Origin of the sequence: Aeromonas rivuli, from assembly GCF_020149575.1 — a bacterium.
Lineage (GTDB): Bacteria > Pseudomonadota > Gammaproteobacteria > Enterobacterales > Aeromonadaceae > Aeromonas > Aeromonas rivuli.
This window is the reverse complement of record NZ_CP079742.1, coordinates 2277910-2299560: the sequence shown is the minus strand read 5'-3', so window position 1 is coordinate 2299560 and position 21651 is coordinate 2277910. Positions and strand designations below refer to the sequence as shown.

19 protein-coding genes are annotated in these 21651 nt (G+C 55.8%); 8 read left to right on the top strand and 11 right to left on the bottom strand.

What is annotated here, in order from left to right; all coding sequences use genetic code 11:
- Positions 1-197: 197 nt before the first annotated feature.
- Both KYK33_RS10840 and KYK33_RS10835 read left to right on the top strand, forming a co-directional pair.
- Complete coding sequence (locus tag KYK33_RS10840) at positions 198-3425, top strand: ExeM/NucH family extracellular endonuclease (RefSeq protein ID WP_224430500.1); 3228 nt, start codon at positions 198-200, stop codon at positions 3423-3425.
- A gap of 161 nt (positions 3426-3586) precedes the next feature.
- Positions 3587-4012 carry a hypothetical protein gene (locus KYK33_RS10835; RefSeq protein WP_224430499.1) on the top strand — a complete coding sequence of 142 codons (426 nt, stop codon included), beginning with the start codon at positions 3587-3589 and terminating at the stop codon, positions 4010-4012.
- 125 nt (positions 4013-4137) lie between these two features.
- Here KYK33_RS10835 and KYK33_RS10830 read toward each other — a convergent pair whose 3' ends face one another.
- Positions 4138-5145 (bottom strand): AraC family transcriptional regulator, encoded by a 1008-nt coding sequence (locus KYK33_RS10830; RefSeq protein ID WP_224430498.1) that lies wholly within the window; start codon positions 5143-5145, stop codon positions 4138-4140.
- A 430-nt stretch (positions 5146-5575) separates the two neighbouring features.
- Between KYK33_RS10830 and KYK33_RS10825 the strand changes: the two genes are divergently transcribed.
- The 6 genes from KYK33_RS10825 to KYK33_RS10800 all read left to right on the top strand — a co-directional run bounded on the left by KYK33_RS10825 (position 5576) and on the right by KYK33_RS10800 (position 13214).
- Positions 5576-6583, top strand: a complete 1008-nt coding sequence (locus KYK33_RS10825) for an AraC family transcriptional regulator (RefSeq protein WP_224430497.1) — start codon at positions 5576-5578, stop codon at positions 6581-6583.
- 288 nt (positions 6584-6871) lie between these two features.
- On the top strand, positions 6872-7426 hold the full coding sequence (locus KYK33_RS10820) for a fimbrial protein (protein ID WP_224430496.1): 555 nt from the start codon (positions 6872-6874) through the stop codon (positions 7424-7426).
- A gap of 51 nt (positions 7427-7477) precedes the next feature.
- On the top strand, positions 7478-8176 hold the full coding sequence (locus KYK33_RS10815) for a fimbrial biogenesis chaperone (RefSeq protein ID WP_224430495.1): 699 nt from the start codon (positions 7478-7480) through the stop codon (positions 8174-8176).
- Positions 8177-8275: 99 nt separating this feature from the next.
- Positions 8276-10828 carry a fimbria/pilus outer membrane usher protein gene (locus KYK33_RS10810; RefSeq protein WP_224430494.1) on the top strand — a complete coding sequence of 851 codons (2553 nt, stop codon included), beginning with the start codon at positions 8276-8278 and terminating at the stop codon, positions 10826-10828.
- A gap of 58 nt (positions 10829-10886) precedes the next feature.
- Positions 10887-11996: a fimbrial protein gene (locus KYK33_RS10805; RefSeq protein ID WP_224430493.1), complete on the top strand. Its 1110-nt coding sequence runs from the start codon at positions 10887-10889 to the stop codon at positions 11994-11996.
- A gap of 105 nt (positions 11997-12101) precedes the next feature.
- Complete coding sequence (locus KYK33_RS10800; RefSeq protein WP_224430492.1) at positions 12102-13214, top strand: fimbrial protein; 1113 nt, start codon at positions 12102-12104, stop codon at positions 13212-13214.
- Between the two features lie 107 nt (positions 13215-13321).
- Here the strand turns inward: KYK33_RS10800 and KYK33_RS10795 are convergent, their stop codons facing one another.
- The 10 genes from KYK33_RS10795 to hisD form a co-directional block, all read right to left on the bottom strand.
- A complete protein-coding gene (locus KYK33_RS10795; RefSeq protein WP_042043201.1) occupies positions 13322-13858 on the bottom strand; it encodes a glycine zipper 2TM domain-containing protein in 537 nt (178 codons plus the stop codon).
- A 387-nt stretch (positions 13859-14245) separates the two neighbouring features.
- On the bottom strand, positions 14246-14545 hold the full coding sequence (locus KYK33_RS10790; protein WP_224430491.1) for a hypothetical protein: 300 nt from the start codon (positions 14543-14545) through the stop codon (positions 14246-14248).
- 161 nt (positions 14546-14706) lie between these two features.
- A complete protein-coding gene (locus tag KYK33_RS10785) occupies positions 14707-14997 on the bottom strand; it encodes a hypothetical protein (protein WP_042043203.1) in 291 nt (96 codons plus the stop codon).
- 218 nt (positions 14998-15215) lie between these two features.
- Entirely contained in the window at positions 15216-15845 is a 630-nt protein-coding gene (gene hisIE / locus KYK33_RS10780; RefSeq protein ID WP_224430490.1) for a bifunctional phosphoribosyl-AMP cyclohydrolase/phosphoribosyl-ATP diphosphatase HisIE, read from the bottom strand.
- Positions 15838-16611 carry an imidazole glycerol phosphate synthase subunit HisF gene (hisF, locus tag KYK33_RS10775; protein ID WP_224430489.1) on the bottom strand — a complete coding sequence of 258 codons (774 nt, stop codon included), beginning with the start codon at positions 16609-16611 and terminating at the stop codon, positions 15838-15840. The genes hisIE and hisF overlap by 8 nt, the downstream gene beginning before the upstream one ends.
- A complete protein-coding gene (gene hisA, locus KYK33_RS10770; protein ID WP_224430488.1) occupies positions 16611-17381 on the bottom strand; it encodes a 1-(5-phosphoribosyl)-5-[(5-phosphoribosylamino)methylideneamino]imidazole-4-carboxamide isomerase in 771 nt (256 codons plus the stop codon). The genes hisF and hisA overlap by 1 nt, the downstream gene beginning before the upstream one ends.
- Positions 17382-17386: 5 nt before the next feature.
- On the bottom strand, positions 17387-17998 hold the full coding sequence (gene hisH, locus KYK33_RS10765; RefSeq protein WP_042043208.1) for an imidazole glycerol phosphate synthase subunit HisH: 612 nt from the start codon (positions 17996-17998) through the stop codon (positions 17387-17389).
- A 79-nt stretch (positions 17999-18077) separates the two neighbouring features.
- A complete protein-coding gene (gene hisB, locus KYK33_RS10760; protein ID WP_224430487.1) occupies positions 18078-19208 on the bottom strand; it encodes a bifunctional histidinol-phosphatase/imidazoleglycerol-phosphate dehydratase HisB in 1131 nt (376 codons plus the stop codon).
- Between the two features lie 12 nt (positions 19209-19220).
- Positions 19221-20336 (bottom strand): histidinol-phosphate transaminase, encoded by a 1116-nt coding sequence (gene hisC, locus KYK33_RS10755; protein WP_224430486.1) that lies wholly within the window; start codon positions 20334-20336, stop codon positions 19221-19223.
- A complete protein-coding gene (hisD, locus tag KYK33_RS10750; protein WP_224430485.1) occupies positions 20333-21646 on the bottom strand; it encodes a histidinol dehydrogenase in 1314 nt (437 codons plus the stop codon). The genes hisC and hisD overlap by 4 nt, the downstream gene beginning before the upstream one ends.
- Between the last annotated feature and the right edge of the window lie 5 nt (positions 21647-21651).

Here is a 21651-nt window from a genome sequence, read left to right as displayed (position 1 = left end):
ACGTTATTTCACTCGGTCACCGCCTGCGCTGTCACTGATGCGCAACAAAATCCTGTAATTGTTAACCAGCTCGCGGCATGAAGGGAGCCAAACTGGCACATTAGCGCGGTATTTGGCTCAGCCAATACAGCTGAAATAAGGTGCTGCCCGCCTGGCGGGTCATTAACAAATTTACCAATAAAAAGGAATACTGGCTTATGTCTGGACGACATTCACTGATAGCGGCGGCCGTTGGCTTGGCCCTGTCAGGGCAAACCCATGCCCAATTGCTCATCACCGAGTACCTGGAAGGAACCGGTAACAACAAGGCAATCGAGCTGAGCAACCTGGGTAGCACGGCGCTGAACCTCGCCGACTACCGCCTCGCCCTCTATGCCAATGGTCGCACTCTGGCCCAGGGCCCGACCAACAGCCTGACCCTGCAAGGGCAGCTTGCCCCGGGGGCGAGTCTGGTACTGGCCCACCCGAGCGCCAGTGCCGATATCCTCGCCAAGGCCAACCAGACCAGTGGCAATCTCACCTTCAACGGTGACGACGGCCTGGTGCTCTATCGTGGCGACGACCTGGCCGACAGCCTGGGACAGATTGGGGTCGATCCCGGCAGCGCCTGGCAATCGGGCTCGGTCAGCACCCTGGACATGACCCTGCGCCGCAAGGCTACCGTCAATCAGGGCCGTGTGAATGCCGGATCCCCCTTCGATCCCGCCCTGGAGTTCAGCGCTTTTGCCAAGGATGACGCCAGCGGCCTGGGTTGCAACGGTGAGTCGGCCTGCGATGACAGCACACCCCCCAATGCCTTTGTCTGCCCGGTCGATGGGCTGACCCCCATTCCGGCCATTCAGGGCAGTGGCGCCACCAGTCCGCTGGTGCCCGCCGGTCGCTTCGAATCCGATATCACCTATGCCACCCGTGGCCGGGTGACCCAGGTGGTCAATGGCCTCTACAAAGGCTTCTTCATCCAGGAAATGCAAGGGGATGGCGATGAGCGCACCTCGGATGGCCTCTTCGTCCATAGCACCCAGAGCAACCCCGCCATCAAGCCCGGGGTCGAGGTCTGTGTGCAAGGCAAGGTGGCCGAGTACTATAACCAGACCCAGATAGGTGCAACCGATCTGGTGGTGACCGATACCAATGTGCAGCCGCTGGCAGCGGTGGATCTGCTGCCCGATGGGGGCGAATCCCTGCAGGCACTGCTCGAGCGCCATGAAGGGATGCGGGTGCGGCTGGTGCCAGCCTCCAGCCTGGTGGTGACCCGTAACTTCAGCTTCGATTACGACGGCAAACGCAACAACCTGGTGCTGGCCTATGGGGCACCGCTCATCAAGTCGACCCAGAAGTTCCCGGCCATGAGCCAGGAGGCGAGCGACTGGGCCGCGCGCAACCTTGCCAACCAGCTGGTGGTCGAGACCGATGCCAAGGCGCCGGATGGCGTTCTGCCCTGGTACCCGGGCTTCCATCCGGAGCAGGGTTATCTGCGTATCGGCGACAAGCTCAACAACCTCGAAGGGGCCATCGGTTACTCCTACAGCCAGTACCGTCTGGTGGCCGATAACCAGATTGGCAGTGCCGACGTGGACCATGGCGGTTGGGACAGGAGTGACACCCCAGAACTTGCCATGACCGGCGATCTGCGCATTGCCAGCTTCAACGTGCTCAACTTCTTCACCAGCGTGGTGGGGGGCGATGCCAACCCGACCGGCAGCAACCGCGGCGCCCTGACGGTCCCTGAGTTCGAGTTGCAGCGCACCAAGATAGTCAGCGCCATCACCCGCCTCAACGCCGATGTGGTGGGGTTGATGGAGATAGAGAACAACGGTTATGGCGAACACTCGGCCATCGCCAATCTGGTGGCGGCGCTCAACGGGGCCTTGCCCGACGAGGCGGATCACTATGCCTGGGTAGCCTCTCCGGATGGCCAACCTATCGGCACCGATGCCATCACAGTCGGCCTTATCTACAAACCGGCCAAGGTGCAACTTGCCGGTGGCGCCGAACTGATACCGCTGCCGGTACAAGTCGCCGAGACCCAGGACGCGGCGGGCAAACCGGTGAGCATTCGCCAGGGCATGCGGGAATCCCTGCTGCAACGCTTCACCTCCCCCAAAGGGGATGCGCCGCTGACCCTGGTGGTCAACCACCTCAAGTCCAAGGGGTCGGCCTGCTTTGAGGATTATCCGGATTACGCCAGCGCCGATCCCCTCGATGGTCAGGGCCACTGCAATGCCCTGCGGGTCTCCGCCGCCAAGGTGCTCGGCGAGCAGCTGGCCACTGAGAGCGGCGATCTGCTGCTGCTCGGCGACCTGAATGCCTACGGGCTGGAAGATCCCATCCGGGTGCTGACCGATTATGATCCGGCGGCGCAAGCGCGCCAGATCCTGAGCGCCTCCTTCACCACGCTGGCAGGGCAGCCTTATGAAGAGCAAGGCAGTGCCCTTGGCAAGGGGGCCGGGCTTGTCAACCTCAATACCCAGTTCCACGGCACCGACACTTACTCCTACAGCTACGAAGGGGAGCTGGGCAATCTGGATCACGCCCTGGCAAATGCCTCCCTGGCCAGCAAGGTGGTGGGCATAGAGGATTGGCACATCAACTCGGCGGAGAGCAACTTCTTCGAGTACGGGGTCAAGTACAGCGGCCAGTTGGCCAAGTCGGAAGGTCCCTTCAGCGCCTCGGATCACGATCCCGTGCTGATTGCCATCGACTATCCCGAGCCGCCTGCCGGGGTCATTGCCCTGGACAGTGCCGTGGCCCAGGTGGAAGAGGGTCAGACCCTGACTCTGACCGTCAGCCGCAAGGATGGCAGCCATGGCGCGGCCAGCGTCGACTACCGTCTGGTGTTTGGCAGCGCAGGGGCCGCCGATGTGGCCCCGGTTTCCGGGACCCTCAACTGGTTAGCGGGCGACGAAGAGAGCAAGACCATCAGCATCCCGGTCTTTAGCGATGGCCTGCATGAAGGGGATGAGCAGTTCACCCTGATGTTGCAGGATGCCAGCGGCGCCACTTTGGGTGAGCAGAGCCAGACCCTGGTCACCATCAAGGACAAGGCGATGGCGGCCACCATCGCCATGGCACAAGGGGAGATGCGAGTCAGCGAGGGGCAGTGGTTCGCCGAGATCCCGCTGGTACGCAGCGGCGACCTGAGTCAACCTGCCCGGGCCCAGCTTGCCTTCCAGGGCCAGAGTGCTTACTGGGGTCTGGACTTCCTGCCCTGGCTCAGCCCTTCCGTGAGCTGGGCGGCGGGCGAGGGCGGCAGCAAATCGGTCAAGGTGCTGATCCTCGATGACTGGTTCGTCGAGGGGACTGAACAGTTCACCGCCACCCTGCGTCAGGTGCGCGGCGCCGTGGCGGGAGAGCAACGCCAGACCCGGGTGCAGATAGAAGACAACGACAAACCCTGGTGGCCCTTTGGCCGCAAAAATAGTTAAGTTAGCTAATTGATAAAGGGGAGCCTTGGCTCCCCTTTTTATTGAGAGATTAAACTTGTTTTAATTGCGCGACTTGCCAGCTTTATTTCGCAACTTGTTAAGATTGAGGGTCGATAGATGAGTACTATTGTCTGATTAAACGAGCGCTCAGGGAGACGAATATGTCATCGCAGGTCTTGAAATTATCGATATGTCAGATATTTATCGAACTGTATACCTATGCTGAGTTCTGGTTTGGCAACAGAGTGCGCGTCGAAGGTACTGTAACCCAATTGTTCAAAGAGTATTATCATACTAGCGATAAAGATTATCGAGAGTTTCGTTTGTGTGCCATCAAGCATATGGTGGCACTATCTGCTCAGGAAGATAGCCACTGTAGTAAACAAGAAAGTAATAGGAAAAGTGTAAAAGAGAGTGTGAAAAACCTTCCGATGAAGTACAAAATACCCTTGCTGCTGCAGATAAAAGGGGGATTTTGTCGTGCAGACATTGCAAATATTTTGAATATCTCCCAGATGGAAGTTGACGAGCGGTTATTTATTGGGAAAACAATTTTAAGAAACAAAAAAATTGACCCTAAAATGTAATCATGTAGTTTTAAGTTATGTATACATTTTTGAATGTAAACCCTGTGATTCCATTAAGAGGCATATTGGCACAAGTGTTTGCTACTTGTTCAGTTGTAGCTAGTTATGGAAAGCTGCTGATGAATCTAACCTTCAGGACATTGTTGATTTTTCCATTGTTGAGGGGACATTCCCGTCCACTTTTTAAACTCCCGACTAAATGCCGAGGGGTCAGAGAATCCTAATTCAAATGCAATATTGGTAATGTTTTCTTGCCCCTGTGAAAGGTGGAAGCAGGCCTGTTGAAATCGGCACTCTTTCAACATAATTGTGTAGCTGGTATTAAGTTTTTTTAACGCCGCCTGTAGATTTCTGATAGATATTCCCAGTGTGGATGCCAATCGCCCAACACTACATTCTCCCGCTTTAAGAAGTTCTATCATAGTATGCTTGCATTTTGTTTCAAAGTTATCAGGATAGGATGACACCATTTTACTTAATACATTATCTACGAGTGAGTTGACATCTTCCTCATAAATTACTGGAGATCTGTCGGAATATTTTATTGGGAAGCTAACCCCATTAAAACCGGATGAAAACTGAATGTGTTTATGATGTTCATCACTATACTCTTCTGGAGAAGACATCATAACATTCATGTGCAAATCTTTTTTTGGTATACCCAATCTTGTATTGAGCAATTTGTATAATGACTGCGTTTGACAGAGAGATAGCTGTTGCATCATGCGTCCATCAGGGTCAGCAAGGTTGATGATGCTGATTATCCCCAGCGCTTTATTATCAGAGAAATCAAATACAAGACTATTGTTGTGCACATAGAATTTATCTTTTAATAGCGCAATTATCTCTTGCAGGCTCTTACGAGTCGTTAAGGCCACGGATAAGGCACCCAGCCTTGATCTATAATCAATCAGAGCATAATGCATGCCAAATAATGGCATTTTTAACTCTTTAGCGGTGAGAGAAAATAGGTCTGCTACCGATACTACAGGGATGTAGTTATCAGGGTTTCTGATCTGGGCCGGGGTCAAACCGACCCGCTTCATCAATGCAACAGGATTCCCGTTATGGGATCTGACGAAGTGCTCAAAGTGAAATAAACATTCCGCCCTTACGATGAATTTCCGTTTCATCAGCATATCCATAGGTAGCATCTATATGCGCCTAGTCTGATGCAACTGAAGCCATTACTCAAGCCTCTTCCTGTCTGTCACAAAATCAAGTAAAACTAAGCAATTTATAAATAAAATCATTTAAAATCATAGTGTTATCTTGGGTTGTGTGTCGTTAGGAGCCCTTTCCGTCATTGGTCATGTGAATTTCGCTATTGGTCAAGTATGCCTCGTAACCTTGCTGCTAGACTTCCCACCATAGAAATTGAGTGGACAAGCGCTTGAGTAGTTAACCTCTGTAAAGCCTATAAAAACTACCTTAATCCACCGTTCTCTCTGCACATGAATAAATCAGTGCGGAGTGAGCGTGGTTTACTTTATAAGCGCGTCTTTGCGCATTTAATAGTTTTAATGCAACGCGGTTTTTGCATGTGCATGGAGAAAAATAGCGATGCAGTTCATCAAGGTGACAGTGTTAAGAGACTTTAAGGCATTGTGTAGTCATTACAAAATTGATCACTACTCAATGTTGGATACGGTTGGGATAGAACCTAACTTACTTAAAGATACAGCAGAGGGAGTGATCCCGTTTATAGCCTATGTCAGACTACTGGATCTGTCTGCAGAAGTGGCTAATGCACCTTTGTTTGGCTTTTGGCTGGCGAAAGCTACAGGTGTTAATTTCACCGGACCTCTGGCCCTTGGATTCAGACTGCAAAGCAGTCTGTCCAATGCCCTGAGTTTTTTGAAAGAGAACATCAACATTTATGTCTCTGGCGCTTATATCTCACAGGAGAGTGCGCGTGATGGTTACTGCGCCATCTCGATTGGTTGTGATTACGCGGACAGTGTTCAATACCCCGGTATCTGCCAGGCCATATCGACATATTTATACAATTATATCCAACTGTCATCATTAGGTGATAGTCATCTATGCAGAATAGTGTTGGAGCAACCAGTACCACACAATCTCAAGGAGAAAAACATTCCCATCGACTTTGGCGGTATGTTCAATGGTGTTTGCTTTCCACAGGCATGGCTGGAGCGAGGATTTGAGATAGAAAAACATGAGGTGTTGGATTATATCAACCACAAGGTTGAGGAGTTAAGAAATGATAAAGTGATTACTATCTGGGAGCAAACAGAGGAAGTCATCAGAAACACCCTCCGCTTTGGTAGTGGATCTATCTATACCGTTGCGAACAGTCTCAACATCAGTGTGAGAACGTTGCAAAACAGGCTGAAAGCAGAAGGGAAGTCCTATTCTGAGCTCCTCAAATCAGTTCGATATGAGATGGCCGTACGAGCCCTTGAAGGAAATGAATCTATTACTCAGATTGCGTTCCACTTGGGGTTCTCTGATGTATCGGTATTCAGTCGGTGCTTTAAAGGCTGGACGGGTATGTCGCCAAATCAGTGGCGAGGAAAAATGGTAAAGCCGTTAAAGAGAGCTGGTTAGCCATTTTACGCGGATAGCGTCATGATTATTAATTAGAGCAGCACTGAATTGCAGTTTGCCTTGCGCATTATGCACGCATTGGTGCATCGATTGTACGGGATGATCTCATACGGATCTGTATCATGTGATGACTGCCTGACAACAAAGATTGAATGAACGATTTAGTCCATGGATTTATACATTCTGTTATGGGCGGTTAGTTGCTTTACCGTCGGGTGGATATTGGGCCTTTTTGTTACTTGAGGCTTTTTTACTGTTTAATTTTTCTTGTATTTATGGAGCAATAAAATGATGAAGAAAACAATCCTGGTTTCGGCCACTGCTGTTGCACTGTTCGGTCAAGTAGGCATCGCCAATGCGGCATCCACTGGCACCATCACATTCAATGGTGAGCTAACTGCGACCACTTGCGATGTGAGTATTGATGGTCAAGGTGCCGATGCGACGGTAATACTGCCAACCGTAAGTGCAAACACTCTGGCTGCGGCAAATGACACCACTGGGACTACTGCATTCAATATGGCTTTGAGTAACTGTGCTGGCACATTGCAAACGGCATCTGCCTTCTTTGAAGCAGGCACTTCAGTTGACCTGGCGAGCGGCCTGCTCAATAACATGGGCGGTACAGCCACCAATGTGAGCCTGCAGCTGCGTGATGGTTCGAGTGCATCTCAGGATGTGATCCAGGTGGGCAATAGCAGCCAGGTGACCAATACCACTATGGTCGATACGTCCAGCGGCAGTGCCGTGCTTCCATACTTGGTTGAATATATCACCCCGGCCGGTGGCGCAACCCCAGGTACTGTCACCAGCAATGTTACCTATTCAATTCAATACAAATAATTCATTACAGAGAGAGGGGCCTCCTCTCTCTGTATCTTTTGAGAGGAATATATGAGAACGATTTATCCCGGTTCGATAGGGTTGATTTGCATGCTTTTTTTAACAACATTTAGCATGAACACTTCAGCGAGTGTCGTTATAAAAGGGACGCGAGTAATATACAAGTCTGATCGTCAGGAAGTATCCGTCAAGCTGGAGAATATGGGAGCAATACCCGTGCTGATCCAAAGCTGGGTTGATGAGGGCGATATTGATGCCAGGCCTGATGATATCAAGAGCCCATTTATCTTAACTCCGCCGATAAATCGCCTCGACCCAGGCAAGGGGCAGACTTTGCGATTACGCTACGTTGGCAGTCAGTTGCCGATGGATAAGGAGAGTGTCTTTTGGCTGAATGTGCTGGAGATCCCAGCAAAGAAAAAGTTGGCAAAAGATAACAACTCTCTTCAAATGGCATTTCGTTCGCGCCTGAAGATATTTTACCGTCCTGCCAGTTTGTCTGGTTTACCCCACGAGGCGGTAAAGTTTGTTAGCTGGCAGAAGAGACAAAATGGCGTCGAAGCGAAAAATAGCAGCCCCTATTTTATCTCTTTTGCGAGTCTGTCGCTGGCGGGTAACTCTATCGATGGAGATATGATTCCCCCCAAGAGTAGTAAGTTATTCAAGCTTAAAGGCAGTGCCAATCAGGTCAAGGGAACCTATGTGAATGACTATGGTGCCATCATCCCTTTTGAGTCGAACTTGAATTAATTATTTCCTCTAGTCAGGCGTTATTTTGTAACTCCCTTGACCTAGCATATTTCTATGGGCGATAACATGAATATATGTACTGTCACTTTCATGAGAAACTTGACATCTTATAAAGCACGCATCTCGAAATTGTCTATGGTGTTATTTTATGCTTATTCGTCAATGGCATTGGCGGGTCAGGATGATACAGAGCGTGATTATAATACTGACTCAGAAGAAGTAGAGTTCGATCCCTCTTTCTTGCATGTAATTGGCGGCAAGAGTATTGACCTGCATCAATTTGGCAAGGGAGCTATGGCGCTACCCGGTCATTATACGGCAGATCTGTACATCAATGATGTTGTCTCAATGAGGAAAGAGATTGAAGTGATACGCGGGGATAATGGCGAGAGTTTCCCCTGCGTCGATTTGACGATCATTAAAAATATAAATTTTGACTATCAATCATTGCCCAAAGAGTTCCTCGATGAACTGGATGGTAGATCGACATGTATCAATATTGCCAATTTTATTCCTGCTTCCGCTGTGAACTTTGACAGCAATGAGCAGCGCCTGGATATCAGTATTCCGCAACGCTATTTACTGAAGGTGGCTCGTGGTGCTGTCAACGAGAACCTATGGGAAAATGGTATACCTGCGCTGTTATTGGGCTATGGTATTAATGGCTATAGTAGTGCATCTCATGGTGTGAGAAACAATTCCATCTATGCTGGTATTGATGCGGGACTAAACATAGGATCTTGGTACTTCAGACATAAAGGTTCATATAATTGGGCCGATTATGGTCTGAGTGATTACAGCATGATCAGTAATTATGTTCGTCATGATTCGGCAGACATTGGCGGCACCATCACCATAGGGCAATCAAACACCACAGGCCAAATATTTGACAGCCTGCCTTATCGCGGTATCAGTGTTGCCAGTAATGACAGCATGCTGCCCTCCTCATTAAGAGGTTATGCTCCTGAGGTGAGAGGGGTTGCGCGCACGAATGCGAGAGTCATCATACGGCAAAATAACCAGACCATTTATGACACTACGGTGTCTCCAGGTGAGTTTGTCATTGATGACCTCTATCCGACGGGCTATGGCGGCGACCTGGATGTGAGTGTCAATGAGGCTGACGGCTCAGAACATCATTTCAAGGTACCCTATAACGCAGTATCTGAATTGCTGCGTCCTGGTACGGCTAAATATTCATTTACGGCCGGAAAGTATTATTCGACCAGCCTCATCAGCTCACCATCGTTATTGGAAATGACTTACCAGTTTGGTTTGACTAATTATCTCTCCCTCTATAGCGGAGGACAGGCGAGCGATCATTATTACACCGGTTTGCTTGGCTCTGCCATGGGAACCCCTGTAGGCGCGTTCTCTTTTGACATCTCCTATGCCAGGACGGAATTGGGAGAGGAGGGCGGTGTGATGGGCAATGAACTGAGCGGACAGAGTTATCGAGTCAGTTACAGCAAAGATTTTCAGGCAACGGGCAGCAATCTGGCCATTGCCGCAAACCGCTTCTCCTCAGACGGTTTCATGGACTTTCAAACAGCCATGCAGACGAGAGACGTCATAGATCGTGGTGGTAAAAGTGATCAGGTTTTTCGAGCAAAAAATCGCTTCACCGTGTCGGCCAGCCAGAGTCTCCCTGTTGGCTGGGGCCATGTGTATGTCAGCAGTTCGGTACAAAACTATTGGAACCGAAGTGAAACCGATAAACAGTATCAGGCTGGTTATAGCAACCAATATCGAACCTTGTCATATGGGCTTAGCCTGAATCGGAGTTACAACCAGAATAATGATGCCGAAGATACCGTATTGCTGAATTTCAGTATGCCCTTAGGGGTGGGTGCCAATACACCTCAGTTGCGTCTTGATCTCTCTCGTGACAGCAGTGGTCATTTGGCACAACAGGCCACGCTTTCCGGATCCGCCGGGGAAGATAACCAAATGAGTTATGGCCTTTCAATGCTGCATGATTACCGAGGCCGAAACAGTGTCACAACTTACGGCCAATATCGGACCCCGGTTACCAACCTCAGTGGGAGTATCAATTCGGGTTATTACTATAACAGCGAAACCATTGGCCTGACGGGTACCCTGGTTGCCCATGAGGGGGGTATTACTGCGACGCCTTATAACGCTAACACCTTTGCCTTGGTGGAGGCCAAAGGGGCCGAAGGGGCCTCCGTCTCGTCATACCCAGGGGTGCGGGTCGATGGCAATGGATATGCATTGGTGCCGAACTTGACCGCCTATCAGATCAATAATATCGAGTTGGATCCCAATGGCATCGCAGCGAATGTCGGTCTGGAAAACACCCTGCTGAAAGTCGTTCCCAGGGCGGGAGCCGTGGTGAAAGCGCAATACCAGACCAGGCAAGGAACTCCCTTGCTGATCAATGCCCGCTACCAGGGCAAGCCGGTGCCCTTTGGTGCCAAGGTGCGGGATGAAACAGGAGATTACGTCGGAGCCGTCGGTCAGGGAGGACAGCTCTATGCCAGGGTGGCGCAGTCTGCGGGCTCTTTGGTGCTGAGCTGGGGCGAGGGAAAGAACAAGGAGTGTCGACTCGAGTATGCATTGACCCCCTCCCTGACGGGAGACCAACCCTTCGCGATTGTGCGTCTCGAGGCCGAGTGCCTCCCGTTATAAGCGATGAAAATGATATTGGCTACCCGTTGATGGGCGCAAACAAGAGATGAACATGAAGATGACAAGCTGTAATTTCAAGATGATGATCCAACGAGGCGCTGTTGCGCTGCTGCTCTATACAGGCGTGCCGCTCTTTGCCCAGGCAGCGCCGTTGTGCACCATAGATGCGGCAACCCCGGTCATCAACTACACGGCTGTTTTGCAAGGGGGCAACCTGACGGTGGGGCCGGATACGCCGGATGGCACCATCATTTTTCGCCAATATTTCAAGCCCTCCTACAACGTCAGATACGTGTGCGCCAGCTCGCCGACCCCTTATAGCCTGCATGAATACGACGATTACCAGAGCCTGCCATTGCCTCTCTCTTCTTGGGGAGGCTCCCCCTTCGGGGGCCAGGTCTATGAGACAGGGGTGCCGGGTATAGGGGTGGTAGCCTGGTATTCTGGCACCGCCTTCCCCTTGTCGAAGAACCCAGCCGATATCAATGCCCTTGCCGTCTTTACAAAGGCGTTTATCCCGGAGTTTGATATCAGCTTCATCAAGACGGGTCCCATCAGCCCAGGCACCATACAGGGGGGGCAGTTGCCCACCCTGCGGGCTGATATGGTCATGGACGATGGCACCCATTATCCCATCATCAGGGCGGCAATGAGCGGCAGCATCAACATCGTCTCCCAGTCGTGCACCACCCCGGATGTCAGTGTCGATCTGGGCAGCCATGATATTGCCAGCAACTTTAGCGGTCAGGGTAGCGCCACTCCCTGGGTTCCCTTCCAGCTTCGGATGGAAAATTGTCCGACCTTTTATGGCACCATCAACGATGGTCAGAACAACTTCTACAGCAACGATGGCAGCAGCGGGGTCGGTGCTGTGAGCCCCAACTCCATCACTGTGAGCCTCACCCCCAATACCGCCATCATCGATGATGCCCAAGCGATCATGGGCTTGGCCGACACCGGCAGCCAGGCTAGCGGGGTGGGGATCCAGATTGCGGCTTACCAGGAGAGTAGGCCCGCGACCTTCAGCAAGCCCACCATTTTTTACCAGGGTTCGGATGGTTCCCCCTCTCGGACGGTGAACTATTTTGCCCGTTATATACAGACGGAGACGACTGTCACCCCGGGGGATGCCAATGGCACTGTCTCTTTCCTGATTGAATATAAATAACGAGGTGAACAGGCAGGCCGATGGGAGACCCCTTAACCGATAGAGATACCAAAAGAGCGTTATTTAAGACGTCGGTACTCATCATATAAAAAAGGAAATATCAGCATGGGATATGCAGATGTTATCAAAGGGCCCCTTCAAATAGGGGGGGCTGGTTTTTTTGCGCTCTATCTGGGCATTGTCCAACCGGCCATGGCGGCCCCCAAGTGCACAGTACGGCCAGAGAATCCGGTGGTGGATACCACCTCGGTATTGCAAGGGGGAAACTTGACGGTGGGGCCGGATACGCCGGATGGCACCATTATTTTTCGTCAATATTTCAAGGCAACCCATTGGGCATACTATGACTGTGAGCCGTCACCGACGCCTTACAGCTATAGCGAGGTCGATGACTTTTTGGTGCTGCCGCTGCCACTCTCCTCCTGGAGTGGTACTCCCTTCGGCGGACGAGTCTATGAGACAGGGGTGCCGGGTATAGGGGTAGCCGCCTGGTATTCGGGGACAGCGTTTCCATGGACCAGGGTGACGAGAAATGTGGCTGAAAATAGTTACTACGCAGTAAGTTTTGATCCCTCCTTTGATATTAACTTTATTAAAATTGGTCCCATTTCAGCGGGTACCATAAGTGGCAATATGTTGCCGACGATTAAAACCGAATTTGTCATGGATGATGGTAGCCGCTACCCGGTCGAAACGGTGTCATTCAGTGGTGCCATCAATATTGTCTCTCAATCTTGCATGACACCGGATGTTTATGTTGAGCTGGGGCGTCATGATATCGCTGCTTTTAAAGGGGTGGGCAGTGGGATGCCTTGGGTGCCATTCAACATTGAGTTGCAACAGTGCCCAACCTTTCATGGCACCCTTAACGATGGGCAGAATACTTTCTACAGCAATGATGGCAGTGCCGGGGTGGGGGCAAGATCCCCCAATATCATCAAGGCAAGTTTGATGCCCAATACCACCATCATCGATGATGGCCTGGCCATCATGGGCCTGGCAGATACCGGCCGCCAGGCTGAGGGGATCGGAATACAGATAGCGATTCAGCAGGGAAGCCGCCTGGCCAGCTTCAACCAGCCGATAGACTTCATTGCCGGCATGGATGGCAGCCCGACCCGGTACTTGCCCTATTTAGCCCGCTATATTCAGACCGAAGCCGAGGTGACGCCTGGCGATGCCAACGGCACCATGGCGTTTCTTATCGAATACCAATAACCCCCTTGAGAGATAAAGGGTCATGTTGCAGCCCATGTCATGACTCAGGCCCAACAGAAAGCCCATCAATCGATGGGCTTTCTGTTGGGCCTGGGTTGGCGTTGCGCTTAGCTCTGGCTGTCGATGACCAGCTTGCCATCCTTGACGGGGATGGTTTTGCCCGGCTCGCGATCCATGCGGATCACTCCTTCCTGACCGGCCAGCTTGTAGCTGACGTCATAGCCCAGGGTGCGGGTGCTGCTGTCTTGCACCGTCTTGCAGCGCTGCTCGGTGGTGGTGTAGGTATCATTGTTTTGCATGTTGCCTTGCACCTGATTACCGGCGTAGCCGCCTGCCGCCGCCCCGGCGACCGTGGCCACCGTCTTGCCGCTGCCACCGCCAAATTGATGACCGAGTACGCCCCCCAAGGCGCCGCCGACCACGGTGCCGAGGATCTTGTGCTGATCCTGTACCGCTTTGCGGTGGGTCACAGTGACGTTGCGGCACTCCTGGCGAGGCGTCTTGATGGTCTCGGTGACAGGCTTGCTGGCCAGCACTTCGGCGAACTGGGGCTTGGACTCAAACAGTGAGCCGCTTGCCACCGCCGAGAGGGTCACTGCCGAGGCTATACCGATGCCGAGACCGGCTAACAGGGACTTGTTCATCTCTCTCTCCTTACTGTCTGTTGCTGCCTGCGATGAGGCTTGCCGCTATCTTGGCAGTTTACGCAATAGTCTCAAGGCAAAGGCCCCCCGATTGCGACAAGGATTGACTGCGCCAAAAACCGCCGCCTGCAAAGGGTGTCTGTAAATAGCGACAAGCAAGGCCCGGATAGCTGCAACATCCGGCGGAGTAGGCCGGTGGCGGGCGATGAAAGAGGGGGCGTTGACGAGCCGGGATTGCTACCTCGACCGGCCAAGGTTGAGACGCCAGATGGTTGCTCTATGTGCAAAGGCAAGGATGAGGCGGCCAACGCGGGGGGGAGAGTGCCTGCGGATAGTATCAAGAGAGCGATGAACGGGGCCCTGTCGCCATGGCCCCGGCAAGCTGGTTCAGCGGGGCGACTTGGTGCCCTTGACCCGCTTGTTCAGCGCCTCCCACAGGCCGGTGATGAAGTAGTAGAGTCCCCCCGCTTCGGTCGCCTTGGTGTACTCCTCCAGAGGTTCCAGCATGCCGCTTCGGAATTTTTCGAGGGCCTCCTGGTCACTGTCTGCCTGTATATGATCCCCCACCACCTCGAACCCCTGGGCCAGCAGCTGTTCCTTCTCCGGCAAAAAGGACGGCGATGACATCAGCAAGAAGGTGACACTGGCGGGATCCTGCCCCTGACGGAAGAACTGGTATTTGCTCATACAACCTCTGGATATGGATAGCCAGGCGGTATTATCCCCGCTGGGAGCCAGCCTTGGCAGGCCCCATATATGGCGTCAAACGGAGTCAGCTGTTCAGGTTGACTTCAGGCTGCGGGTGAATGGTTGCGGGGTTGTGTTGCCCTGCGCCAAGGCGCGCGCACTCAGCCTTGGCGCGGTTTTTTCTTGCCAAATAGCCGGGGGGCATGGAGCAACAAATAAATGAAGGCGCCGTGGGCGGCGGGGGCACCATAGGGGCGGCTGGGATCTGCCATGTTGAGCTGGTGGGATCCGGCCGCCGCGCGGGTATCGGGGGCCAGTATGGGCTCGCCGATGACCTCGAAGCCCTGGGCCAGCAGTGCCTGCTTCTCCCTGAAAAAGTCGGCGGCGGCCATGTCGAGCAAGGTGAAGGCTTCGGGTGCTTCCTGGGTGGCAAAAACCTGGTATTTGTTCATGGAGTCTGGGGTTAGGTGGCAAGGGACAGTGGCCATTATCGTCGCGAGCTCATTGAGAGGCGACTCCCTGTCTAGGGGGGGGCGCCAGCCTTGGTATTCCGGCCCGATCGGGGGCGCAGAGTCCCCTGAGGCGGCTTGACAATGGTAACTCCCGCGAAGAGGGCGCAGGCGCATAAAAACGGGCCCATCAGGGCCCGTTTTGTCTATCGGTGCAAAGACTACCTGTTGTGGCGCTCATGGAGGCGCTGTACCACATCTTTCAGGCCCAGCCCCTCGTTTTGCAGCAGCACCGTCAGGTGATAGAGCAGGTCAGCGGATTCGTTGATCAGCTCTTCTCTGTCTTTCGCCATGGCGGCCAGCGCCACTTCGACACCCTCTTCCCCGACCTTCTGGGCGATGCGCTTGGTGCCCTTGGCATAGAGGCTGGCGGTGTAGCTGGTAGCAGGGTCGGCCCCCTTGCGCGCCGCCAGGATCTGCTCAAGCTCGGCGAGAAAACCAAGGGGCGGCAGCGGGTGGCCATCGAAGCAGGAGGGGGTGCCCAGGTGGCAAGTAGGGCCGACCGGGTCTGCGGCAATCAGCAGGGAATCGCTGTCGCAGTCAGTGCTGATGGCGACCAGCGTCAAGACATGGCCCGAGCTCTCGCCCTTGGTCCAGAGACGCTGCTTGCTGCGGCTAAAGAAGGTGACCTGGCCGCTGGCCAATGTCTTTGCCAGGGCCTCGCGGGTCATGAAGCCTTGCATCAGCAGCTGGCCGCTGGCGGCGTGCTGCACCATGGCGGGGATCATCTCATCGCACTTGGCCCAGTCGAGCCGGTCGATGAGGGTGGGATCAATCAATGGATTATTCACGGATAGCGACTCCTTGGGTGCTAAGCCAACGCTTCAATTCGGGTATGGGAATGAGACCTTTGTGGAACACCGAGGCGGCCAGGGCCCCGTCCACATCGGCATCGATAAAGGCATCGCGAAAATGCGCCATGGTACCGGCGCCGCCCGAGGCGATGAGGGGCACCTTGCACTGGGCGCGCACCAGCTTGAGCTGGTCAAGATCATAACCCTGGCGCATGCCGTCCTGATTCATGACGTTGAGCACTATCTCACCTGCGCCGCGCTGTTGCACCTCTTTCACCCAGTCGAGGGTATTCCAGGCGGTAGTGCGGGTGCGGCTCTCGTCGCCGGTGAACTGCTTGACCTGATACTGGCGGCTCTGTTCATCAAAATAGGAGTCGATGCCAACCACGACACACTGGACCCCAAAGCGTTCGGCCAGGCGGGTGATCAGGGTCGGATCGGCCAGGGCAGGGGAGTTGATGGAGACCTTGTCGGCGCCAAACTCCAGGATGCGCTTGGCATCGTCGACACATCGGATGCCACCGGCGACGCAGAAGGGGATGTCGATCACTTCCGCTACCCGGCTCACCCAGCTCTTGTCGACCACCCGATCATCGCTCGAGGCGGTGATGTCATAGAACACCAGCTCGTCGGCGCCCTGCTGGGCATAGCGGCGGGCCAGCTCAACGATACCCCCCATCACCTCGTGATTGCGAAACTGCACCCCCTTGACCACGACGCCATCTTTGACGTCGAGACAGGGGATAATGCGTCTTGCCAGCATCAGTTGCCTCCTTGTAGTGACGAAGCGGATTCGCCCTGACTTGCCCAGCAATTGATGGCGTCGCTCACGCTGAACTTGCCCTCCAGCAGAGCGCGGCCGAGGATGATGCCCTTGACCCCCGAGCCCTTGAGCGCCTCTATGTCCTCAATGCCGCCGATGCCGCCCGAGGCTTGAAACGCCACGTTCGGGTAGCGGGCGCAGAGATCGCGATAAAGCTCGACGTTGCACCCCTTGAGCGTGCCATCCCGGCTGATGTCGGTGCAGAGTACATGCTTGAGCCCTGCGGGGAGGAAGCGCTCGATCAGCGCCTCTATGGTGATGCCGCTGTCCTCCTGCCAACCCGCCACCGCTATCTTGCGATTGCCCTGCGGGTCTATGTTGACGTCCAGGGCCAGCACTATCTGCTCGGGGCCGTATTTTTCCATCCAGCTCGCCACCAGCTCGGGGGATTTGACCGCGGTGGAGCCAATCACCACCCGGTTGGCACCGGCGGCCAGCAAGTCGGCCACATCCTGTTCGCAGCGCACGCCGCCACCGACCTGTACCGGTGCCTCGGTGGCCGAGAGCAGCTGCGCGATGAGGACGAGCTGACGGGCCTTGGCGTCTTTGGCGCCGTCGAGGTCGACCAGGTGCAGCTGCACCGCGCCCTGGGAGACATATTCATCGAAGCGCGCCTGGGGGGCACTGGCGTATTCGGTCTTCTGGTCGTAATCGCCCTGATAGAGGCGCACCACCTGGCCGTTAATCAAATCAATTGCCGGAATAATCATCCTTGTCATAGCTCCAGGAAGTTTTGCAGTAAACGGGCACCGGCGGCGCCGGAGCGCTCCGGGTGGAACTGGGCACCAAACACATTGTCCTGATGGGCGATGGCGGTGAAGGGTACCCCATAGTCGCAGCGGGCCAGGGTCGCCTCGGTCACTTCCAGGGCGTAGGAGTGGACAAAGTAGAAGTAGCTGCCGCTGGGGATCCCCTTGAGCAGAGGGTGTGTCTCATCGTGCTCTATCTGGTTCCAGCCCATGTGGGGCAGACGCAGGGTGCCCACCTCCATCAGTTTGATCTTGCCGGGAATGATGCCGAGACAGGGGAGCTCGGCGCTCTCATTCATGGTCTCTTCCGAGGCTTGTGCCAGCATCTGCATGCCCAGACAAAAGCCGAGCAGGGGCTGGCGGGCTTCGCGGATGAGCGGCACCAGCTCGCGCTCGTTCAAGTTGCTCATGGCCGCCACCGCCGTGCCCACCCCGGGCAGGATCAACTTGTCGGCGGCGCGGATATCGCGGGCGTCGCAACTCACCTTGGGGCTGACCCCGAGTCGCTCGAAGGCCATGCGCACCGAGGCCAGATTGGCGCAGCCAGTATCGATAATGACCAGATTTTGTGTGCTCATCAGCAGCTCCTTCTTGTGGGCAGGCCCCTGTTTGGCACTGTCGCGGCGCTATCGATAACGGCCAGGTTGCACGAGCCCATCACAGCACCCCCTTGCTGGAGGGGAGATCCGTGCCTTCCACCCGGATGGCCTGGCGCAGGGCGCGGCCGAAGCCCTTGAACAGCGCCTCCACCTGGTGGTGACTGTTACCTGCATCCACCGAGAGGTGCAGGGTGATGGCCATGGCGTCCGACAGGGAGCGGAAGAAGTGGGGCACCATCTCGGTGGCCATCTCGCCCACGCTGTCGCGGCCAAAACCGGATTCGCAGCGGAACACGAAGTAGGGGCGACCGCTCAGGTCCAGGGCGGCGCTCACCTTGGCGTCGAGCAGGGAACTCTGGGCTGGCAGGCGAGGCTGGGCATCGATCAGTGCCTCTACCTCGTCCATCGCCAGCACGAAGCCAAAACGGCCAATACCGCGTTTGTTGCCAAGGGCCTCGCGCAGGGCCTGACCCAGGGCCAAGCCGACATCTTCCACCGTGTGGTGATCGTCAATGTGCAGATCGCCGCTCACCGCCAGTTGCAGACTGAAACCGGCGTGGGTCGCTATCTGATCGAGCATGTGATCGAAGAAGCCGATGCCGGTGCTGATCTGGTTGCCGCCGCTCTTGTCCAGGTCCAGTGCAACCCGGATGCGGGTCTCCTTGGTGTTGCGCTCCACCAGGGCGGTGCGCCCCTTGCTGAGCAGCTGATCGCGGATGGCGAGCCAGTTGTGATCGCCTGGCTGATAGCGAATGCCGCCAATGCCCATGTTCTCGGCCAGCTGGATATCGGTCTGCCGGTCGCCAATCACAAAGGAGTTGGCAAAATCGATGCGGCCCGAGGCGAGATACTCCTTCACCAACCCCAGATGGGGCTTGCGGCAGCTGCAGCCATCGGTGGGGAAGTGGGGGCAGATGAGCACCTTCTCCCAGTGCACGCCCTGGGACTCGAAGATGTGCATCATCAGATCCTGGGGCGGCTGGAAGTTTTCAAGGGGCAGGCTGGCAGTGCCCAGCCCATCTTGATTGGTGACCATCACCAGCACATAGCCTGCGGCCTGCAGCTCGCGCAGCACCGGGATCACCATGGGCTCGAAGCGCAGCTTGGCGAGGCTGTCCACCTGCTTGTCGGTGACCGGCTCTTCAATCAGGGTGCCGTCACGGTCGATAAATAAAAATGGGGTCTTCATCTCTCTACATCCTTATAAGCGGCTGACGGGGGCAGTGTCTTCCGCACTGCTGCTGGCAGACATCGTGTTGGCAGTGAGGTCCCGCAATACCTTGAGCACGGCATCCATCTCATCCTGATAGCCGACCGTGATGCGAATGCTCTCTCCCAGGCCCGGTTTGTTGGAAAAATCCCGCAAGATGATGCCGGCGGCCTTCATGGCGGCGAAGACGCGCGCGCCATCATGGAAGCGCACCAGGATGAAGTTGCCCTTGTCTTCGAAGATCTCGCGCACGCAGGGCAGGGTGGTCAGGGCGCGCTTGAGCGCCGCCTTCTGCTCATTGAGGTCCATGACGCGGGCCTGCATCAGCGCAAGACCGGCCGGGGTCAGGGCCTGGGCGGCAATCTGCGCCACCGGATCGGGGATGGGGTAGGGGGCGATCACCTTGGCGAGCAGGGCGATCACTTGCGGCGATGCGAGGGTAAAGCCGCAGCGGATCCCGGCCAGGGCGAACGCCTTGGAGAGGGTGCGGGTCACCACCAGATTGGGGAAGCGGGCCAACAGATCCACCACAGAGGCGTCCGGGCAGAACTCGATATAGGCCTCGTCCACCACGACAATGGCGCTATCCCGGGCGGCTTCCAGCAACGCGATGAGGCCATCGCGCCCGACCAGATCCCCGGTCGGATTGTTGGGGGAGCAGAGGAACACCAGCTTGACCTCGGAGAGGGCATCGCGAATGGCGGGCCAGTCCGGCTGACGATCCGTGGTAAGCGGTTGTTCGACGATGCCCACGCCGCAGGTCTCGGCGCTGATGGCGTACATGCCATAGGTGGGCGGGCAGATGAGGATCTGATCCTGACCCGCCTCGCAGAAGGTGCGAATGAGCAGCTCGATGGCCTCATCGGCACCGCGGCTCACCAGCACCTGATCGGCGTTGACCCCGGCATAGGCCGCGTAGCCATCGACCACCTGGGCTGGCTGGCATTCGGGATAACGGTTGAACTTGTTGCTCTGCACCGTGAAGGCGGGGGAGAGCGGAGCCTCGTTGGCATTGAGCCAGACGTGGCCGCTGCCGCCGATGCGGCGGGCGGACTGATAGGGGGTGAGGGCGCGCACCACACGGCGAGCCAGCTTGGCGATGTTCATGACAGATCCTTTTGTTGCAGCTTGGTGGCGAGGGCGTTCAGCCTGAGGGTGACGGCCTGCTTGTGGGCATCGAGCCCTTCCGCCTGGGCAATGCGCTGGACGATGGGGCCCAGATCGCGCATGCCCTGCTCGCTCAGCTCCTGCACCGTGAAGCGGCGCTGATAATCGGCCAATCCCAGGCTGGAGCAGGTGCGGGCATAGCCGTAGGTGGGCAGGGTGTGATTGGTGCCGCTGGCATAATCCCCCACCGATTCGGGGGTCCATTGTCCCAGGAAGATGGAACCTGCATTCTCGAGCTGGTCGAGCAGGTTCCGGGGGCTGCGGGTCTGCACTATCAGGTGCTCAGGGGCGTAGGCATTGGAGATGGCACAGGCCTCCTCCAGGTTGTCACACAGGAGGGTGAGACTGCTTGCCAGGGCCTGAACGGCGATGTCCCGGCGGCTGAGCTGCGCCAGCTGGCTTGCCAGCTCGATGTTGACGGCCTTGGCCAGAGCGGCGCTGGTGGTGACCAGTACCACCTGGCTGTCCGGGCCGTGTTCGGCCTGGGAGAGCAGATCCGAGGCGACGAAGGCGGCATTGGCACTCTCGTCGGCAATCACCAGCACCTCGGAGGGGCCAGCCGGCATGTCGATGGCCGCGCCGCGCCAGTCCCGGGAGACCTGGCCCTTGGCCTCGGTCACATAGCTGTTGCCCGGGCCGAAGATCTTGTCCACCTTGGGGATGGACGCAGTGCCGTAGGCCATGGCGGCGATGGCCTGGGCGCCGCCGATGGCGAACACCTTCTCGACCCTGCAGGCGCGGGCGGCGAACAGAATTTCATCGCTGGCTGGCGACGGCGTGCAGAGCACCACCTCGCGGCAACCGGCAATGGCGGCGGGAATGGCCAGCATCATCACGGTGGAAGGGAGGGGCGCGCTGCCCCCCGGCACATAGAGACCGACCCGGTTGATGGGTTGAGTACGCAGCTCGCACAGGACGCCGGGCTGGGTTTCGACCCGCAGCACAGGCTGCACCTGCGCGCGGTGGAAGGTGCGAATGTTCGTGGCGGCGGCCAGGATGGCGGCCTGGATGTCGTCATCGAGCCGGGCGCAGGCGGCATCGATTTCCGCTTCGCTCACCCGCAACTGTTCACGGGGGGCGCGCTCGAAACGCTGGCTCAGTTCGCGCAGGGCGTCATCGCCCCGGGTTTTGACCGCGGAGATGATCTCCGTCACCACGGCGCCGACATTGGCTTCATCGTCCAGGGCCGGGCGGGTCAAGGCCTCGGCTTGCTGGGCGGGGGTGAGCTGGTTCCAGATGAGGGTCTGCATGGTGC

Coding starts and splice junctions, on each gene's coding strand:
- KYK33_RS10840 (WP_224430500.1), top strand. CDS start 198: ATGTCTGGACGACATTCACTGATAGCGGCGGCCGTTGGCTTGGCCCTG.
- KYK33_RS10835 (WP_224430499.1), top strand. CDS start 3,587: ATGTCATCGCAGGTCTTGAAATTATCGATATGTCAGATATTTATCGAA.
- KYK33_RS10830 (WP_224430498.1), bottom strand. CDS start 5,145: ATGAAACGGAAATTCATCGTAAGGGCGGAATGTTTATTTCACTTTGAG.
- KYK33_RS10825 (WP_224430497.1), top strand. CDS start 5,576: ATGCAGTTCATCAAGGTGACAGTGTTAAGAGACTTTAAGGCATTGTGT.
- KYK33_RS10820 (WP_224430496.1), top strand. CDS start 6,872: ATGATGAAGAAAACAATCCTGGTTTCGGCCACTGCTGTTGCACTGTTC.
- KYK33_RS10815 (WP_224430495.1), top strand. CDS start 7,478: ATGAGAACGATTTATCCCGGTTCGATAGGGTTGATTTGCATGCTTTTT.
- KYK33_RS10805 (WP_224430493.1), top strand. CDS start 10,887: ATGACAAGCTGTAATTTCAAGATGATGATCCAACGAGGCGCTGTTGCG.
- KYK33_RS10800 (WP_224430492.1), top strand. CDS start 12,102: ATGGGATATGCAGATGTTATCAAAGGGCCCCTTCAAATAGGGGGGGCT.
- KYK33_RS10795 (WP_042043201.1), bottom strand. CDS start 13,858: ATGAACAAGTCCCTGTTAGCCGGTCTCGGCATCGGTATAGCCTCGGCA.
- KYK33_RS10790 (WP_224430491.1), bottom strand. CDS start 14,545: ATGAGCAAATACCAGTTCTTCCGTCAGGGGCAGGATCCCGCCAGTGTC.
- KYK33_RS10785 (WP_042043203.1), bottom strand. CDS start 14,997: ATGAACAAATACCAGGTTTTTGCCACCCAGGAAGCACCCGAAGCCTTC.
- hisF (WP_224430489.1), bottom strand. CDS start 16,611: ATGCTGGCAAGACGCATTATCCCCTGTCTCGACGTCAAAGATGGCGTC.
- hisA (WP_224430488.1), bottom strand. CDS start 17,381: ATGATTATTCCGGCAATTGATTTGATTAACGGCCAGGTGGTGCGCCTC.
- hisH (WP_042043208.1), bottom strand. CDS start 17,998: ATGAGCACACAAAATCTGGTCATTATCGATACTGGCTGCGCCAATCTG.
- hisB (WP_224430487.1), bottom strand. CDS start 19,208: ATGAAGACCCCATTTTTATTTATCGACCGTGACGGCACCCTGATTGAA.
- hisC (WP_224430486.1), bottom strand. CDS start 20,336: ATGAACATCGCCAAGCTGGCTCGCCGTGTGGTGCGCGCCCTCACCCCC.
- hisD (WP_224430485.1), bottom strand. CDS start 21,646: ATGCAGACCCTCATCTGGAACCAGCTCACCCCCGCCCAGCAAGCCGAG.